This window comes from Sulfitobacter sp. S190 (assembly GCF_025141935.1).
Classification (GTDB): Bacteria; Pseudomonadota; Alphaproteobacteria; order Rhodobacterales; family Rhodobacteraceae; genus Sulfitobacter.
Genome location: NZ_CP081120.1, coordinates 993,006 through 1,010,983, shown reverse-complemented (window position 1 = coordinate 1,010,983; position 17,978 = coordinate 993,006). Strand labels below are relative to the sequence as shown.

At 61.5% G+C, this 17,978-nt stretch carries 17 protein-coding genes; 10 read left to right on the top strand and 7 right to left on the bottom strand.

The window, feature by feature from the left end; translation table 11 throughout:
- The first annotated feature begins 2 nt into the window (after positions 1-2).
- From K3756_RS05280 to K3756_RS05235, 10 genes are all read left to right on the top strand, one after another.
- Positions 3-965: a type II secretion system F family protein gene (locus K3756_RS05280; protein ID WP_259991621.1), complete on the top strand. Its 963-nt coding sequence runs from the start codon at positions 3-5 to the stop codon at positions 963-965.
- A 12-nt stretch (positions 966-977) separates the two neighbouring features.
- A complete protein-coding gene (locus tag K3756_RS05275) occupies positions 978-1,970 on the top strand; it encodes a type II secretion system F family protein (protein ID WP_259991618.1) in 993 nt (330 codons plus the stop codon).
- Entirely contained in the window at positions 1,970-2,572 is a 603-nt protein-coding gene (locus K3756_RS05270; RefSeq protein ID WP_259991617.1) for a tetratricopeptide repeat protein, read from the top strand. The genes K3756_RS05275 and K3756_RS05270 overlap by 1 nt, the downstream gene beginning before the upstream one ends.
- 39 nt (positions 2,573-2,611) lie before the next feature.
- On the top strand, positions 2,612-3,460 hold the full coding sequence (locus K3756_RS05265; protein ID WP_259991615.1) for a lipopolysaccharide assembly protein LapB: 849 nt from the start codon (positions 2,612-2,614) through the stop codon (positions 3,458-3,460).
- 6 nt (positions 3,461-3,466) lie between these two features.
- Positions 3,467-3,964 carry a prepilin peptidase gene (locus K3756_RS05260; RefSeq protein ID WP_259991612.1) on the top strand — a complete coding sequence of 166 codons (498 nt, stop codon included), beginning with the start codon at positions 3,467-3,469 and terminating at the stop codon, positions 3,962-3,964.
- A gap of 62 nt (positions 3,965-4,026) precedes the next feature.
- Positions 4,027-5,334: an ATPase gene (locus K3756_RS05255; protein WP_259991610.1), complete on the top strand. Its 1,308-nt coding sequence runs from the start codon at positions 4,027-4,029 to the stop codon at positions 5,332-5,334.
- Between the two features lie 4 nt (positions 5,335-5,338).
- Entirely contained in the window at positions 5,339-6,136 is a 798-nt protein-coding gene (locus K3756_RS05250) for an NAD(P)-dependent oxidoreductase (protein ID WP_259991608.1), read from the top strand.
- Between the two features lie 40 nt (positions 6,137-6,176).
- A complete protein-coding gene (locus tag K3756_RS05245) occupies positions 6,177-8,630 on the top strand; it encodes a ligase-associated DNA damage response DEXH box helicase (protein WP_259991606.1) in 2,454 nt (817 codons plus the stop codon).
- A 72-nt stretch (positions 8,631-8,702) separates the two neighbouring features.
- On the top strand, positions 8,703-9,368 hold the full coding sequence (gene pdeM / locus K3756_RS05240) for a ligase-associated DNA damage response endonuclease PdeM (RefSeq protein WP_259991604.1): 666 nt from the start codon (positions 8,703-8,705) through the stop codon (positions 9,366-9,368).
- Between the two features lie 53 nt (positions 9,369-9,421).
- Positions 9,422-9,790, top strand: coding sequence for a PaaI family thioesterase (locus K3756_RS05235; protein ID WP_259993489.1), 369 nt, complete (start codon positions 9,422-9,424; stop codon positions 9,788-9,790).
- 18 nt (positions 9,791-9,808) lie between these two features.
- Here the strand turns inward: K3756_RS05235 and folD are convergent, their stop codons facing one another.
- The 7 genes from folD to ybgF form a co-directional block, all read right to left on the bottom strand.
- On the bottom strand, positions 9,809-10,711 hold the full coding sequence (gene folD, locus K3756_RS05230) for a bifunctional methylenetetrahydrofolate dehydrogenase/methenyltetrahydrofolate cyclohydrolase FolD (protein ID WP_259991601.1): 903 nt from the start codon (positions 10,709-10,711) through the stop codon (positions 9,809-9,811).
- Between the two features lie 13 nt (positions 10,712-10,724).
- Positions 10,725-11,195: a hypothetical protein gene (locus K3756_RS05225; protein ID WP_259991599.1), complete on the bottom strand. Its 471-nt coding sequence runs from the start codon at positions 11,193-11,195 to the stop codon at positions 10,725-10,727.
- Between the two features lie 110 nt (positions 11,196-11,305).
- Positions 11,306-12,982 carry a formate--tetrahydrofolate ligase gene (locus K3756_RS05220; protein WP_259991597.1) on the bottom strand — a complete coding sequence of 559 codons (1,677 nt, stop codon included), beginning with the start codon at positions 12,980-12,982 and terminating at the stop codon, positions 11,306-11,308.
- Positions 12,983-13,132: 150 nt separating this feature from the next.
- Positions 13,133-13,723: an MOSC domain-containing protein gene (locus K3756_RS05215; RefSeq protein WP_259991595.1), complete on the bottom strand. Its 591-nt coding sequence runs from the start codon at positions 13,721-13,723 to the stop codon at positions 13,133-13,135.
- Between the two features lie 168 nt (positions 13,724-13,891).
- Positions 13,892-15,811 carry an ATP-dependent zinc metalloprotease FtsH gene (ftsH, locus tag K3756_RS05210; protein ID WP_259991593.1) on the bottom strand — a complete coding sequence of 640 codons (1,920 nt, stop codon included), beginning with the start codon at positions 15,809-15,811 and terminating at the stop codon, positions 13,892-13,894.
- Positions 15,812-15,888: 77 nt separating this feature from the next.
- Positions 15,889-17,163 (bottom strand): tRNA lysidine(34) synthetase TilS, encoded by a 1,275-nt coding sequence (tilS, locus tag K3756_RS05205; protein ID WP_259991591.1) that lies wholly within the window; start codon positions 17,161-17,163, stop codon positions 15,889-15,891.
- Positions 17,150-17,977: a tol-pal system protein YbgF gene (gene ybgF, locus K3756_RS05200; protein WP_259991589.1), complete on the bottom strand. Its 828-nt coding sequence runs from the start codon at positions 17,975-17,977 to the stop codon at positions 17,150-17,152. Before ybgF ends, tilS begins: the two co-directional genes overlap by 14 nt.
- Between the last annotated feature and the right edge of the window lies 1 nt (position 17,978).

The window sequence follows — 17,978 nt, the reverse complement described above, 5'->3', positions numbered from 1 at the left end:
AAATGAGTGCAGAACCAATCATCTATGGCCTGATCTTTGTGGGCGTCCTGGTGCTGGTCGAAGGCCTGTATCTGGTGGCGTTCGGCAAATCGATAAGCCTCAACAGCCGGGTCAACCGCCGCCTCGAAATGCTCGAAAAAGGGCAACGCCGCGAAGAGGTACTCGACAAGCTGCGCAAAGAAATGCAGCAGCACATGAACGCCAAGTCGATCCCGCTCTACTCGCTGCTGTCCGAAAAAGCGCAGAAGGCCGCGATCGCATTCACGCCGCATCAGTTGATCATGCTGATGGGCGGCATTTCGGTTGTCGCCTTCGTCGCGTTGACGGTTGGCACAGCGACCGAAACTCCTGTGCGCATCGTGATGTCGATCGGTATTGGCATCGGCGCAGTGTTCTTCTGGGTCTCCTCGAAAGCCAACAAACGGATGGCCCTGATCGAAGAACAACTGCCCGACGCGGTTGAGCTGATGGTGCGCTCGCTGCGTGTGGGGCACCCGTTTTCCAATGCCGTTTCGATCGTGTCGAAGGAAATCCAGGATCCGCTGGCGTCGGAGTTCGGCGTGATCGCGGACGAGGCAGCCTATGGTCGTGATGTCGGCGAGGCGTTGAAAGACATGGCAGAACGGCTCGACATGCAGGATATGCGCTTTCTGGCCGTCGCCGTTACGATCCAGCAGCAATCCGGCGGTAACCTCGCCGAAATCCTCGCCGGTCTGGCCAAGGTGATCCGGGCGCGCTTCCGTCTGTTCCGCCGTGTGAAGGCGATCACCGCCGAAGCGAAATGGTCGGGCAAGTTCCTGTCGGCCTTTCCGATCGTCGCGCTGATCGTGATCAACGTCTATGACCCGAACTACTACGACGAGGTGAAACCGCACCCCTATTTCATTCCTGCCTGTTTTGCGGTGGGGATCTTTCTGGCGGCCAACCTTTTCGTCATGCGCATCCTGACGAACATCAAAGTGTGAGGGACGGAAACAATGACCCTTTTTGAAACCCTCAACGCCAGCGTCTCCAGCGTGCTCGGCCCGCTCGGGTTGATCATCATCCTTGGCGTTCTTGGCCTGATGCTTGTCGCCGTGACCGTCGTGATGATGATGCGCCAGCCCGAGGATCCGCTGGACAAGCTTAAACGCACGGCCCGCGCCCCGTCCAATGCCGGCGAGGCCACCACGAAACAGCTGCGCCAGAAGAGCCACAACGAACAGCTCGAAAAATTTGCGACCTTCCTCGAACCCAAGGATGTTGCGGAACTGAGCCAGAAACAGCTCGAGCTGCGTCAGGCGGGGTATCAGTCCCGCGATGCGGTGCGCATTTTCTACTTCGCGCAGATGGCGCTTGGCATCGTCGGGTTGGGCATCGGTCTGTTCTACACCAATTTCATGGTACCCGAAGACACGCTGAGCACGACCAAGACGATGATGTGGACCATTGGTCCGGGCGGCGCGGGATACTTCCTGCCCAAGTACTGGATCACCCGCCGCATCGGGGCCCGAAAGGAAGAGATCGAAGCAGGCTTTCCCGACGCGCTCGACATGATGCTTGTCTGTGTCGAGGCGGGCCAGTCGCTCGACCAGTGTATCGTCCGGGTGGCCGCGGAATTGCGCGCTTCCTATCAGGCCCTGTCAGAGGAATTCGAGGTCGTCGCCTACGAGATGAAGGCCGGCAAGGACAAGGTTTCCGTTCTCAACGACATGGGCACGAGGTGCGGCGTGCAGGATGTATCGTCCTTCGTCACCGTGCTGGTGCAATCGGCGGCATTCGGTACCTCCATATCGGACGCCCTGCGCGTTTACGCGGGCGAAATGCGGGACAAACGCGTGATGCGCGCCGAAGAGGCCGCAAACAAGTTGCCAACCAAGATGACCCTTGCCACAATGATGCTCACGGTGCCTCCGCTGCTGATCATTCTGGTCGGACCCTCGGCCATGGGCATCGCGAAACTGGGTGAAATGGGAGGTCCGGGGCAATAATGCGACATCCTTTCCGACGCGGCGGAAACGCTGCGTTGGTTCTGACCCTGACAGTCTCTTTGGCCGCCTGTTCCGATACGGGCGGCCTTGGCGCGTCTTTATTCGGTGAAAAAACGCCGCAGGGCCTCGATGCGCCGGGTGTCGATCTGCGCGCCGAAGGGGCCGACAATCTCGAGACGGGTCACCGTCTTGTTGCGGCTGGGCAATACGAACTCGCGATCCGATCCTTCAACCGCGCCGCCATCGACCGCGGGGCGGTGGATGCGGAAATACTGTCCGGGCTTGGGACGGCGAACCTCGGACTGGGCCGTTTGGGGCAGGCAGAAGCGCTGCTGCGCCGTGCACTCGAGAAGGACGACCAGAGCCCCGAAATCTGGAATAATCTGGGTGTGGTCCTGATGGAGCGTGGCAAAAATGCCGATGCGACACAGATATTCCGCAAGGCTTTTGCACTTGATAATGGCGAAAGTGTCTCAATCCGGGACAATCTGCGATTGGCACTCGAAAAATCGGAAATTTCTGATACAACGGTCGCCAATAACGATGGTTATAAATTGGTGCGACGCGGCAATGCTGACTACGTGATCAGCGAACCGCTGTAGACACCTGGACCGAGGCAGTAGCAGTAAAAGGACGCAAAAATGCGCCACCCGTTTATCCTGAGCGCCCTGATCGCGGGCGCTTCCGTTCTGTCCGCCTGTGGCGAGCAAGACGGGTCAGAAACCGTTGAACGTGCCTTTCAGGACGTCAATGTGATCGACGAAAGCAACCTTTCCGACGTGATGCTGACAGTGGCCGACCCGAATGAGGCCGTCAGCTATTTCCAGCGCACCATCGCGGAATCGCCCAAGAACATCGAACACCATCGCGGGCTTGGACTTTCGCTGATCCGTGCACGCCGTTTCGACGAAGCGGCAGCTGCATGGACCAAGACCGTTGCCCTGCCCGATGCCACCAACACCGACCGCGTCAATCTGGCCGATGCGCTGATCCGCGCGGGCAATTGGGACAAGGCAGAACAGACGCTCAACGCGATCCCGCCGACCCACGAGACATTCAAACGCTACAGGCTCGAGGCCATTGTTGCGGACAGCAAGAAACAGTGGAAGAAATCCGACAGCTTTTATGAAATCGCGGTTGGCCTGACCACACAGCCCGCCCCCGTTCTCAACAACTGGGGCTATTCCAAGCTGACGCGTGGCGACTATCAGGATGCCGAGCGCCTGTTCATCAGCGCCGTGACACAGGACCCTGATCTGTTCACCGCCAAGAACAACCTTGTTCTCGCACGCGGTGCGCAGCGCAACTACACTCTGCCGGTCGTGCCGATGGACCAGTCCGAGCGTGCGCAGCTGTTGCACACGCTTGCCCTGTCCGCGATTAAGCAGGGAGACGTGGAAACCGGCAAAGGTCTGCTGCGCGAAGCCATCGATACGCATCCGCAGCACTTTGAAGCCGCGGCCCGCGCCCTGTCGGCTCTCGAAGCGTAACGCGCCATGCTTTCCCTGACGATGAAAGAGGCGTGGTGGTTCTTCCCCTTCGTGGCGCCGATCTGCCTGTACGTGGCCTATACCGATTTGTCGCGCATGAAGATCACCAACAACGCCAATCTGGCACTGCTGGCTGTGTTCGTCGTGATCGGCTTGATTGTCCTGCCGTTCGATGTGTACCTGTGGCGGCTTGTCGGGCTCGTGGTGGTGCTCGTCATCGGCTTTGCCCTCAACGCGCTGGGGGCCATGGGCGCGGGAGACAGCAAATTTCTCGCCGCGGCGGCGCCTTTTGTCGCGTTGGGAGACCTTCGTCTGATGATGTTCCTGTTCATGGTGGTGCTTGTGGCGTCCATCGTGACCCACCGCATGGTGAAACACTCACCGTTGCGCGCGCTCGCCCCCGGCTGGGAAAGTTGGCATCAGGATACCAAGTTCCCGATGGGTCTCGCGCTGGGACTGACGCTTGCGATCTATCTTGGCCTTGGTCTGGTGCACGGTGCCTGATTAAAGCCATTTTTATCCCCTATGGGTCATGACAAACCCGTAACCGAGCAGAGGGAAAAAACATGAACGCCCCGACCAATGCCGTGATGGCCCCCCCGCCGCCCAAGACGATCGAGGACATGAAGCTGCCCATCGTCATGATGCGCGACATCCTGTTGAAAACGATCTTCCGCAAGAACGTGGAAATGGTCAGCGAACTCAGCAAGGCGATCTGCCTGCCGATCCCGGTGACGCAGGAATTGGTCGACATGTGCCGCACCCAGCGCCTGCTCGAGGCGACGGGGACGTTGAATGCCCAGAACGGCAACGAAATGGGGTACCAGCTGACCGACGGGGGCAAGGCCCGCGCGATGGATGCACTGGCCCAGTCGGAATACTTCGGACCGATGCCTGTGCCTCTTGATGTGTACCGCGAACAGGTCAAGCGGCAGTCGGTGCGCAACATGCAGGTCACACGGGGCCAGTTGACCGGCGCGATGGGGCATCTGGTCCTGCCGGACAGCCTGCTCGATCACCTCGGCCCTGCGGTCTCCGCCGGCCGGTCGATCCTCATGTACGGCCCGCCCGGAAACGGGAAGTCCAGTATCTCCAACGGTATACGCGACGCGCTTGGCGATCAGGTCTATGTCCCCTACGCAATCGAATACGCGTCTCAGGTCATCACCGTCTATGACCCGATTGTGCATAACGCCACCGAAGAGGCCGTGCAGGACCCCCATTCGCTGCGCCGCGTGACCCGCTTCGACCAGCGGTATGTCTGCTGTGAACGGCCCACGGTCATCACCGGGGGTGAGCTGTCTCTGGACATGCTTGATCTCGTCTACAACCCGACCGCGCGGACGTACCAGGCTCCGTTGCAGCTGAAATCCACCGGCGGCATCTTCATCGTGGATGACCTTGGCCGCCAAAAAGAACCGCCCCAAAGCATCGTGAACCGCTGGATCGTTCCGCTTGAGGAAAGCAAAGACATCCTTGCCCTGCAATCGGGCGAAAAATTCGAGGTGCCATTCGATACGCTCGTGATCTTTTCGACCAACTTCCACCCGAACGAGATTTTCGACACCGCCGCCCTGCGCCGTATCTTCTTCAAGATCAAGATCGACGGCCCCGATCAGGCCAACTTCCTCAAGATTTTCGCGATGGTGGCAAAGAAACGCAAAATGCCGTTGGACGAGGCGACGCTGGTGCATTTGCTGAAAAGCAAATACCCGACGATCGACAATGTATACGCCAATTACCAGCCGATTTTCCTGATCGACCAGATGATCGCCATCTGCGACTTCGAGGGCATCCCCTACCAGATGTCGCCGGACCTGATCGACCGCGCCTGGGCCAACATGTTCGTCAAAGACGAACACATCGTGAAGTAGCCGCATGAAGTGCAGGATCGGTGTTGCGGGCTGTGGCCGGATGGGCGCACCCATGCTTGCTGCACTGCGCCGCGCCGGTCTGCCCGCCCGCGGCTATGACATACGCCCGCTCGAACCCGTCTACATCACCGACGACATCGCGAGCTTTGCCGAAGATCTCGATACGCTGATTACTGTCGTGCGCGACGGGAACGAAACCGATGCTGTCCTGTTTGACCAACAGAACTTCACCGCGATCCCCGGGCTCAAGCGGATCATCATCTCGTCAACACTGTCGCCGCGGTACGTGCTTGGCCTGCGGGCACGGGTGCCGTCCCATATCACCCTGATTGACGCCCCCATGTCCGGCGCACAGGTCGCCGCCGAACGGGGAACACTCAGCTTCATGCTGGGCGGCGACCGCGCCGAGCTGGACGCGGTGCAACCGTTCCTGTCGGCAATGGGGGCGCACTTCCACCGTATGGGCCCCTATGGCGCGGGTATGCAGGCCAAGGTGCTCAACAACATGCTTGCCGCCTCGCATACAGCCATGACGCGACTGGTGCTCGACTGGGCGGATGCGGCGGGCCTCGATGAACGCAAACTGCTTGATCTGATTGAAACCTCTTCGGGGCAGAACTGGCTCGCTTCAGGCTTTGACACTATCGAATTTGCCCGCGACGGACACGCAGCGGACAATTCTATCGGGATCCTCGTCAAAGATCTGGCAAGCGCGCTGGATGCGGCCCCTGACGGGGCCGATACCGCCCTGCCCGATCTGCTGCGCGCACAAATCGCGAAACTCACACCCCGCCCGCGCTAGGGGCACTGGCACCGCGCGGCGCTCACACTATCTTGCGGGCATGCGCGCACTTCCACCAAAATTCGAGAACTGGTTTGCGACCAAGGGTTGGTCGATCCATCCGCATCAGCAAGAGATGCTGGACCGCGCGGACGCCCCGTCGCTGCTGCTGATCGCGCCCACCGGCGGCGGCAAAACCCTGTCGGGCTTCCTGCCCACCCTGATTGATCTGGCGACCGGCGATCACGACGGGATGCATACGCTCTACATCTCGCCTCTAAAGGCGCTTGCCGCGGATATCAAACGCAACCTGACGACCCCTGTCGAGGAAATGAAGCTGCCAATCCGCATCGAGGAACGCACCGGCGACACCACTACGACACGGCGCAAACGACAGCGCGCCGATCCGCCACATATCTTTCTCACAACCCCCGAGAGCCTCGCCTTGCTTGTGTCCTACGAAGACGCACCGCGCATGTTCAAGGGGCTCAAACGGGTGGTCATCGACGAAATCCATGCCCTCGCCGAAAGCAAACGGGGCGACCAGATGATGCTGGCGCTGGCACGTTTGCAGACCATTTGCCCGGATCTCAAACGGGTGGGTCTGTCGGCGACTGTCGAGGACCCGAAGGCCATCGCGCATCTCATGGCGTGCCATCCCGACCCTTGCGAAATCCTTTTGGCCGATCCGGGGCCCGCACCCGATATCCAGATGTTGCGCACGCAGGAAGCACCACCCTGGGCCGGTGGCGGGGCGGCCTATTCCATTCCGGCTGTGCTGGAACAGGTCAAAGCGCACAACACCACGCTGATCTTTCACAACACCCGCGCACAGGCCGAAATCTTCTTTCACAATCTGTGGCTCGCCAATGAGGACAGCTTGCCCATCGGCATCCATCACGGATCGCTCGACAAGGTGCAGCGCGAGCGGGTCGAGGGCGCGATGGTGCGCGGCGAACTGCGGGCCATCGTCTGCACCGGCAGCCTTGATCTGGGCATTGACTGGGGGGATGTCGATCTGGTCATCCAGATCGGCGCACCCAAGAACGTCAAGCGTCTGGTGCAGCGGATCGGCCGGGCCAACCACCGGTACAACGCGCCGTCAAAGGCGCTTCTTGTCCCTGCCAACCGGTTCGAGGTCGTCGAATGCGTGGCGGCGCTGGAGGCGGTGCTTGTGGGCGAGCTTGACGGTGACCCGCGCGGCGCAGGCCCGCGGGATGTCTTGTGCCAGCATATTCTGATCACGGCCTGCGCTGGCCCCTTTGACGAAAAGCGGCTCTTTGACGAAATCCGTACCGCCGGTGCCTACAGCGCGCTGACCTGCGCACAGTTCGACGCCTGTCTGGATTTCTGCGCCACGGGAGGATACGCGCTGCAGGCCTACGACCGCTGGCAGCGGCTGGTCCAACGCCCCGACGGTCTGTGGCAGCTGCGCGACCCACGCGCGGCACAGCGTATCCGCATGAATATCGGCACGATACAGGACACCGATACGCTCAAGGTACGGATGAAACGCAACCGGGGCGGCAAACCCCTGGGCGAGATCGAAGAGGGCTTTGCCGCGACATTGACCAAGGGCGACACCTTTCTCATCGGCGGGCAGATCGTGAAATACGAAGGCCTGCGCGAAATGACCGTGGAAGTCAGCCGCGATGCCGCCAAGAAGCCGAAGATCGCGACGTTCGGCGGCACGAAATTCGCGACATCGACCCAATTGTCGGCGCGTGTCCAACGCATGTTCACTCAACCAAGCTGGCCCGAGCTGCCCGATCATACCGCCGAATGGCTGGGCATGCAGCGCGCATTCAGCCAGCTGCCCCAACCGGGCCGCTTGTTGATCGAAAGCTTTCCGCACGACGGGCGGGAGCAGACGGTCGTCTACGGGTTCGCGGGGCGCAACGGGCAGCAAACGCTGGGTCTGCTGCTCAGCAAACGGATGGAAGAACTGGGCCATAGCCCGATGGGGTTTGTCGCCACCGATTACGCCACCCTGATCTGGGGGCTCGATCAGGTCACCGACGCCGATGCCCTGCTGGATCCCGCAGCGTTGATGGACGGGCTGGAGACGTGGCTCGCAGGCAATGCCGTAATGAAGCGCACCTTCCGCGCCTCGGCCAACATCGCGGGGCTGATCGAACGCAACACACCCTCTGCGCGCAAGTCGGGGCGGCAGGCTACCTTCAGCTCCGACATTCTTTATGACACGCTTTTGCGCTATGATCCTGATCACCTGATGCTCGAAATAACGCGCGAGGAAGCGCTGCGCGGTCTGGTCGACTTTGGCCGCATCGAAGAGATGTTCGAACGGACCAAAGGCCGGATCGATCATCTGGTTCTGGACCGCATCACCCCGCTCTCCGCGCCCCTGTTTCTGGAGGCCGGGCGCGTGCCCGTGAAAGGTGACGCCGAAGAGCGGCTGCTCGCCGAGGAAGCCGCCCGCGTGATGGAGCAATCCGGTCTGGCACAGATAAAACCGCCCCCGTCGAACAAACCCAAATGGCGCGTCGGCTTCTGACACCGCCAGAACTCGGGGTTGACCTGTCGCCGAGGCCTTGCAGCCGTTCCTATTCTGTTCCATCTAGGGGCAATGAAAGGCCATGATTTCAATTTCGCGGGCGCACGTCTGCGCGCCCTTGGTACCGGTGCCCTGTGGTGGCCGGATCACGGGCTGTTGGTGGTCAGTGACCTGCATCTGGGTAAATCCGAACGGATGGCCCGGCGCGGCGGGGCCACCCTGCCCCCCTATGACACCCGCGATACCCTGAACCGTCTCGCATCGGATCTCGCGCAGACGAACGCGCGCACGGTGGTATGTCTGGGCGACAGCTTTGATGATCTGCTCGCCGCCCATGCCCTGCCGCAAAGCGAACGCGACTGGATCACCCGATTGCAGGCCGGCCGGCGCTGGATTTGGATCGAAGGCAACCACGACCCCGGTCCGGTCGAATTCGGCGGGACCCATCTGGCCGAATTGCCCCTAGCCCCGCTGGTGTTTCGCCACATCGCCCAGAAAGGCGCGCGCGGTGAAATTTCGGGTCACTATCACCCCAAGGCCAGTATCCCGGCACGCGGGCGCACCATCACACGCGCCGCATTTCTGGTGGACGGTGACCGGATCATCATGCCCGCCTACGGAACCTATACAGGCGGGCTTTACAGCCACACCCCCGTTCTGTCGGACTTGATGCAGCCCGACGCGCAGGCCATCCTGACGGGGCCGACACCTATCGCCCTGCCCATGCCCCGGAGTTGATTGTGGACCAAAGCGCACGCGACCGCATCTACGACAGTTTTTCGCGCCAGACGATGATGGCGAGCCTTGGGGCGCAAATCACGGCGCTACAGGCCGGTCAGGTCGATGTCACGGCGCCGATCCTCCAGACCGCGTTGCAGCAGCAGGGGTTCGGACACGCGGGGCTGACTTTTTCGATCGCGGACAGCGCTGCCGGTTACGCCGCGCTGAGCGTTTTGCCGCTGGATTGCGAAGTTGTCACCGCAGAGATCAAGATCAATCTGATTGCACCCGCAAAAGGCAACAGGCTTGTCGCCCAAGGCCGCGTGATCAAACCGGGCAAGCGTCTGTGCGTCGTCACCGCCGAAGTCTTTGCCGAAGAGGATGCGCGCCGTACCCTCATCGCGGTGGCGCAGGGCACGATGGTGCCAGTGCCGCTCTGACGCGGCACCGGCGCCGGTTCAGGCCGTCAAACCCTCGGGTTCTGCCAGATCATTCGCACGGCAGCACGCCGTCACCGTGTTGGCCAGCAAGCAGGCGATCGTCATCGGCCCGACGCCGCCCGGCACGGGCGTGATCGCCCCCGCCACCGCCGCGCAGCTGTCGAAATCCACATCGCCCACCAGTTTGGTTTTGCCTTCGCCTTTTTCGGGTGCATCGAGACGGTTGATACCCACATCGATGACGGTCGCCCCCGGTTTGATCCAGTCGCCCGGCACCATTTCGGGACGGCCCACCGCCGCGACAACGATATCGGCGCGCCGGACCACCTCGGCCAGATCCTTGGTGCGCGAATGGGCGATCGTCACGGTCGCACTGTCGTTGAGCAGCAACTGCGCCATCGGTTTGCCCACGATATTGGAGCGGCCGATCACGACGGCATCCATGCCGGAGATCGACCCGTGATGATCGCGCAGCATCATCAGACACCCGAGCGGCGTGCACGGAACCATTGATTTTTGGCCCGTCCCCAAAAGCCCGACGTTCGAGATATGAAACCCGTCCACGTCCTTGGCCGGAGAGATCGAATTGATGACCAGATCCTCGTCCAGATGTCCGGGCAAGGGCAGTTGGACCAGAATGCCGTGGATTTCGGGATCGTTGTTCAACTGGTCAATCAGGGCGAGCAAATCCGCCTCGGCCGTATCTGCGCCAAGCTTGTGCTCGACCGACTTCATCCCGACTTCGACGGTCATCTTCCCCTTCGATCGGACGTAAACCTGGCTTGCCGGATCTTCGCCAACCAGAACAACGGCCAACCCCGGCGTAATGCCATGATCGTTCTTCAGCCGGGTCACGTGCTCGGCCACCTTGGCGCGCACGCGGGCTGCGAATTCCTTGCCGTCGATGCGTTTTGCAGTCATTTGGTCATTCCTGTTATCTGATAAAGTCGACCCTGTGGGTCCATGTTTCGCCGTCCGTGATCATCAGCTCGTCAAATTGCATCAACTGCAGCAGATCATAGAACGTGGCGACATATTGAAGTTGTTGCTGCTGGAAAAAGCCGCCCTGCCGCACGTTTACCGTCAGCTGTGCCATCACCGCCCGCGCCCTGTAAATACTGGAAAACACATCATCATCCAGCGCGGTCAGCACAAGTGTTTCGGCGTTGTTTCCCTTGGCAAAGAAAACGAAGCGCGGGGTAGAAGGGGCCTGCAACTGCGATGACGTCAGGACGTTCACAAAGTCCACCCGCACTGCCTTGCTGCCCGCGTTGCCGGACCGGATGACCCGGTCAAAGACTTCTTCGCTGGTCACTTCAGGATAGTAATATCCGACGTATTTATCTTCCGCTGCGGCACAGGTGGCGGCCAGAAAGGCCATGAACGTCACTGCAAATCTGATCATGATGAAATCCCTTTTTTGAACTGCGATCAGAGTGACGGCGATACCGGTCTTGCGCAACATCGACATGTCCCGCCGCTAGATCAAAAGCGGCGGGATGTCATGTTTCGGGGTCAGAACAACCCTTCGACGTCACCGTCTGCGTTCAGCTTGATCGCTTCGGCGGACGGCACGCGCGGCAGGCCGGGCATCGTCATGATCTCACCACAGATCACCACCACAAACCCCGCACCCGCGCTCAACCGCACTTCGCGCACCGGCACGGAGAAGCCGGTCGGGGCCCCGCGGCGATCGGGGTCGGTGGTGAAGCTGTATTGCGTTTTCGCCATGCAGACCGGCAGGTTGCCGTACCCCTGCGCTTCCCAATCCTTGAGCTGATTGCGGATTTTCTGGTCCGCCAGCACCTCGTCGGCCCGGTAGATGCGCTTGGCCACCGCTTCGATTTTCTGGAACAGCGGCATGTCGTCAGGATAGATTGGCGCGAAATCCGCTTCATCCGCGTCGGCAATTTCGGCCACACGCGTCGCCAGATCGGCAGAGCCTTCGGAGCCGAGTTCCCAATGGCGCGACAGGATCGCTTCGGCGCCCTGATCGGCAACATAGTCCTTGACCGCCTGCACCTCGGCGTCGGTATCGGTGACGAAATGGTTGATGGCCACCACGACCGGCACGCCAAAGGATTTGACGTTTTCAATGTGACGGCCAAGGTTCGCACAGCCCTTCTGGACCGCGTCAACGTTTTCGGCCCCCAGATCGGCCTTGGCGACGCCGCCGTTCATCTTCATCGCGCGGACCGTTGCAACCACCACGACAACCGACGGCGCAAGCCCGGCTTTGCGACACTTGATGTTGAGGAACTTCTCCGCCCCCAGATCCGCACCGAACCCGGCTTCGGTGACAACATAGTCAGCGAGTTTCAGTGCCGTCGTCGTCGCGATGACCGAGTTACAACCGTGGGCGATATTGGCGAACGGACCCCCGTGCACAAAGGCGGGATTGTTCTCCAATGTCTGTACGAGGTTCGGCTGCATCGCGTCCTTGAGCAGAACGGTCATTGCGCCGTCCGCCTTGATGTCGCGGCAGTACACCGGGCTGCGGTCACGCCGGTAGGCCACGATCATGCTGCCCAGACGCTCCTGCAGGTCTTCGAGGTTTTTGGCCAGACACAGGATCGCCATGACTTCGGAGGCCACGGTGATGTCAAAACCGGCCTCGCGCGGGAAGCCGTTGGAAACGCCGCCCAAGCTTGCCGTGATCTGGCGCAGGGCACGGTCGTTCATATCGACAACGCGGCGCCAGACGACGCGGCGGATGTCGATCTCGAGCTCATTGCCCCAATAGATGTGGTTGTCGATCATCGCGGACAGCAGGTTGTGCGCCGAGGTGATCGCGTGGAAATCGCCCGTAAAGTGCAGGTTCATTTCTTCCATCGGAACGACCTGTGCGTAACCGCCCCCCGCGGCGCCGCCCTTCATCCCGAAGTTGGGGCCAAGCGAGGCTTCGCGAATACACACGCAGGCGTTCTTGCCGATGCGGTTCAGACCGTCACCCAGACCGACAGTCGTTGTTGTCTTGCCCTCACCGGCGGGCGTGGGGTTGATCGCGGTCACGAGGATCAGCTTGCCATCGGTGCGGTCCTGCACGGAATTGATGAAATCCTGCGACACCTTTGCCTTGTCGTGGCCATAGGGCAGCAGGTCTTTGGTGTCGATGCCCAGCTTTTCGCCAATCTCCTGAATGGGGCGTTTGGTTGCTTCGCGCGCGATTTCGATGTCTGTCTTGTAAGCCATGATGGTCCCCGATTTTTGCCGATGTGGCGGATTCTGGGAAATGCATACAAGGGCATGCCGGACCAACAGGTCCGAATTCCGACATTTTCAACTCGTGTTGCGGCGCGCGGGTGCGTTGGGGGGCCGTGGCGTTTCTTTTCAGAAACCCTGTCAGAGATCAAAACCGGGCGCCCACGCCCGTTGCGCGGGGACATGCAGCCGCAGCGTTTCGCCTATGGCAAGGCGTCCCTCGCGCTCCACCCATGCCGTGACGCCACGCCGATCCTTGGCCGCCGCTTTGAACCCTTTGCCGACACCGGGCATGTCGGCCTCGATTTCGCGGGCGGGCAACTGACAGGGGCGGTTCTCCATATCGACGACAAGCGTTGCGCCATCGGGCCCCTGCAGACGCGAGGACGGCGGCACGTGGGTGAGATCGCTGATCCCTTCGATGACGATCGTGGCCCCCATATAGGACGGATCGAGCGTCTCCAGCCCCATGGCGCGGGCGATCGCATCGATCTCTTCCGCGCTCATCACACACAGCTGCCGCGTATTGGCGATCTGCGTCCCGCGCGGGTGTTGCGACAGCACGCGGCTGCAGGAGGGCCGTGTCACCCCGCCGTGGTCTTCGCCCACAGGGCCGCCGAACCGGATGTCGAGCGCATCGCGCGGCACCGCTTTCAGCCCCGCTTCACGGTCCGGCACGAGGCCCATCCACGTGATGCGCGCGGTGTGTTCCGTGGGGATCAATGCTGGCATGAAAGGTCTCCGTCATTTGCGCCGCCACATTGGCCAATCCGGTCCCGAAAGGGAAGCGGCACGCATACCATTGCCCATGATGAATTGTGGATCCGGGTATCACGCGCTGTGAAGCCGCATTAAAAAAGCCCCGCAAAAAGCGGGGCCTTTGTAAAATTCAGAACCGGTTCAGACTGACGGCTCTGGCTCCATCCCACCGGACGGCGGCGACTTCTTGCCCTTTGCCTTCGGGATCGCGGTAACGCTCGGGGCGGAACCGCTATCGGCACTGTCGTCCTCATCAGGGTCTTGCGGAGGCTTGCCCGCCATAACGCGGCGAATTTCTTCACCGGTCAGCGTTTCATACTCCAGCAGCCCTTGCGCGAGGCGCTCGAACTCTTCCTCGTTTTCCTCGATCAGCTTGTAGGCAAGCTGGTAACCCTCATCGATGATGCGTTTGACTTCGCTCTCGATCAGTTCCTTGGTTGCCGCCGACACCGAAAATCCGCCCGCGCCGCCATTGGCCTGATAGCCGGCTGCCGCTTCCTGATAGTCGATATTGCCCACCTTGTCCGACATGCCATAACGCATGACCATCGCACGGGCCAACTGGCTGGCCTGCATGATGTCACCGACGGGGCCGGACGACACGGATTCTGCACCGTATTTCCAGATCTCGGCCGCCTTGCCCGCCATTGTCATGGCGATACGCTCCTCGGCTTCGTCCTTGAACATTTGCAGCTTGTCCATTTCGGGCAGGCTCATCACCATGCCCAGGGCCCCGCCACGCGGTATGATCGTGGCTTTGTACACCGGATCGCACTTGGGCAGCTTGATGCCGACAATCGCGTGGCCCGCTTCGTGGTAGGCGGTCTTTTCCTTCTGATCCTGCGTCAAGACCATCGACCGGCGCTCCGCGCCCATCATGATCTTGTCCTTGGCGGTTTCGAAATCCATCATGGCCACGAACCGGCGCCCGACACGCGCCGCTGTCAGCGCCGCTTCGTTCACGAGGTTGGCGAGATCGGCACCCGAAAATCCGGGCGTGCCGCGCGCGATGATGCGCAGATCCACATCCGGACCCAATGGCGTCTTGCGGGCATGCACACCAAGGATCTTTTCACGCCCCTTGATGTCCGGATTGCCGACGGTGACCTGACGGTCGAACCGGCCCGGACGCAGCAGCGCCGGATCAAGCACATCTTTACGGTTGGTCGCGGCGATGATGATCACGCCTTCATTCGCTTCAAAGCCGTCCATCTCGACGAGCAATTGGTTGAGCGTTTGCTCACGCTCGTCATTGCCGCCGCCATAGCCTGCGCCACGGTGGCGACCAACAGCGTCGATTTCATCAATAAACACGATACAGGGCGCGTTTTTCTTGGCCTGCTCGAACATGTCGCGCACACGGCTCGCGCCGACGCCGACGAACATCTCGACAAAGTCAGAACCCGAAATCGTGAAGAAAGGCACACCGGCTTCGCCAGCGATGGCACGCGCCAGCAGCGTTTTACCGGTACCGGGAGGGCCCTCGAGCAGCGCCCCCTTGGGGATCTTGCCGCCGAGCCGCGAGAATTTCTGCGGATTGCGCAGAAATTCGACAATCTCTTCGAGCTCTTCCTTGGCCTCGTCGATGCCAGCCACGTCGTCAAACGTCACGCGCCCGTGCTTTTCGGTCAGCATCTTGGCTTTGGATTTGCCAAAGCCCATCGCGCCGCCTTTGCCGCCGCCCTGCATGCGGTTCATGAAGTAAATCCACACCCCGATCAGCAGAAGGATCGGCAGCAGCGAGACAAGGAACGTCTGCAGCCCGCTTTCCTGCTGGCTTTCGGCGCGCACAGGGATGTCGTTCTCGATCAACAGTGCGGTGATCTCCGCATCTGTCGGCAGAATAGTGACGTAGTCGGTGCCATCCGACCCGCGAAAGCGGACCTGCTCGCCGTCCAGCGTCACATTGCTGACTTCGCCGTTTTCGACGGCGCCTACGAACTCGGAATAGCTGATATCACGGTTCTGCGTGCCGCCGGAGCCACCGCTGAACAGATTGAACAGCGAAAACAACAGGATCAACATCACGGCCCAGAAGACGAGATTGCGGAAATTGCCCAAGGAAACTCTCCTAAATGCGTCAGTGTCACGGCCGGTCGCCGGACGTCCCACTTAAGATAGAGATGCCTGCCGCCAGTTCAATGCGATAATAGAAGTGCACGCAGGGCTTTTTCGTCGCGCAGCGCGCACCATTGCACATCTTTGTGCGGCAAAAGCGCGGGCACCGATACGACTTCGTCGCCCTGCCACAGCGCAGGCAAGCTGCGCGCGACGCCCCACGGCAACCCCGACGCGCGCCAATCAACCATTACTTTCAGACCCTTACCCCCTAAAACCGCCACTCGGGCGTTGGTACCCCGGCCAAGGCCGTTCGCAACATCGCACCGCCAGCGCATGTCCCAATCCGATCCGGGCGCCGCATGGGCATCCGCAATGCGCCGATGTTCGCGCAGCACCCAAATTGCGCCTGCCCGCGTCAAGATGTGGCACCCGTCGACCGTTCCACCGCTTTTGGCTTCGACCGCCGCCATCACCTGCGCCAGGCCGGCACGGCGGGGGCCATAGGCCCGCCCACTGTGCCATTGCACCGCCGCCGAAAGAACGCGTCGCCTGATTTCATGGGGGTGGCGGTGGAATTCCTCCCAATCGAACCTGACGGACCCCAGTTGAACAGCACCGCAGGCATCCAGACACGCGCGGGCCTGATCGGCCAGAGCCGCATCCGCATCGGCCAGATTGTCCGCCACGGCGGCGAGGGCCGCGGCATCGATGCCGATCTCGCCCAGTGACCCCAGGGCATGGCGGACCCTGATCCGGTCAAAGCGCAGGTCATCGTTACTGGGGTCTTCCACCCATGACACACCCTTGCCGCGCAGATACTCTCTGAGCGCCGCCCGTGACACGCCCAGAAGCGGGCGCAGCCACGTGATCCCGTCCCTGTGACTGCGGGGCCGCATTGCGGCCAGCCCTCCAACCCCCGCACGGCGGCCAAGCCTCAGCAGAACCGTTTCGGCCTGATCGTCCTGCGTATGGCCAAGTGCGACATGGGCGATGCCCCGGGTCCGCGCCCACTGCGAAATCAATGCCACGCGGGCCTCGCGTGCGCGGTCTTGCAGGTTGCCCCGCCCGTCCCACTCGGTCCAGCATACGGTGTCATGCGCAACGCCCAGACGGGCGCAGTGCTCGGCGACACCGCGCGCTTCGTCGGCGGAACCATCGCGCAGACGGTGATCCACGGTCACCGCGGCAATTTCGGCCCCCTGCGTGGTGGCAATTTCATGCAAGAGCGTCAAAAGGGCGATTGAATCGCCCCCGCCCGACACGGCCACGCCCAACCTCCCGGGCAATGACGGGGCGAGCGCGTGTGCGACGGTCGCCCGTACCGAACCGGTCACTGCGTCAAACGCAGCCAAGCGCCTGCTGTCGGCCCGCGGCCTGACTGACAAACGCACTGTCGGGGAACCGCACGCCGACTTCGCCCAGCGTCACACAGGCCTCGGATGTCTGGCCCAACTCGCCCAACGCGCTGCCCAACTGGAACAAGGCTTCGGCGGCAAACGGCCCGGTCGGCGCGCCCGAAAACGCCGCAAGATAGGCGCGGGCCGCTTCACGCACATCACCCAGACCGCGCAACGCATCGCCCCGGCGCACATCGGCCTGCGTGCTCAGCGGCGATCCGGGGTAGGTCTGATTGAAGGTCGCAAACTGGTCTGCGGCGGTGCGAAAGTCACTTTCTGCGAGCGCCTCCTGCGCCCGCTTGAAGTCGTCCTGTTCGCCAACGGCCAGTTGGGCTCCGTTCGTCTCGAGTGGGGGTGCAACCGCTGGCGGCGGGGCCGTGGCCTGATCATCCCCTCCCAACGTGCTTGTCTGGCCCAGCGTCGAAATATCGCCGCCTTCCAGTTCCACCAGACGGAATTCCAGATCGGCAATCCGACGGGTGCCGTCATTGACGATGCGGTTGATGCGGAACTCCAGCTCCTCGGCCTTTGCGGTAACGCGCGTCAGCTCGCTCTCCATCGCGTTGACCCGCTCCAGCACCGATCCCGCGGCAAGCTGGCTGTCCTGCCCCGCCTTCCCGGTGGTGCTCAACTCGCGTTTGAGTTTCTGCATCTCGGTGTTGAGAACCGTCAGTTCCTGCCGGATATCGGCAAGCGTCTGGGCATCCTGGGCGGCAGCGCCAAGTGGGACCGCCCCCAGGACGAGGGCAAAGATAAAGGCAAATCGCATG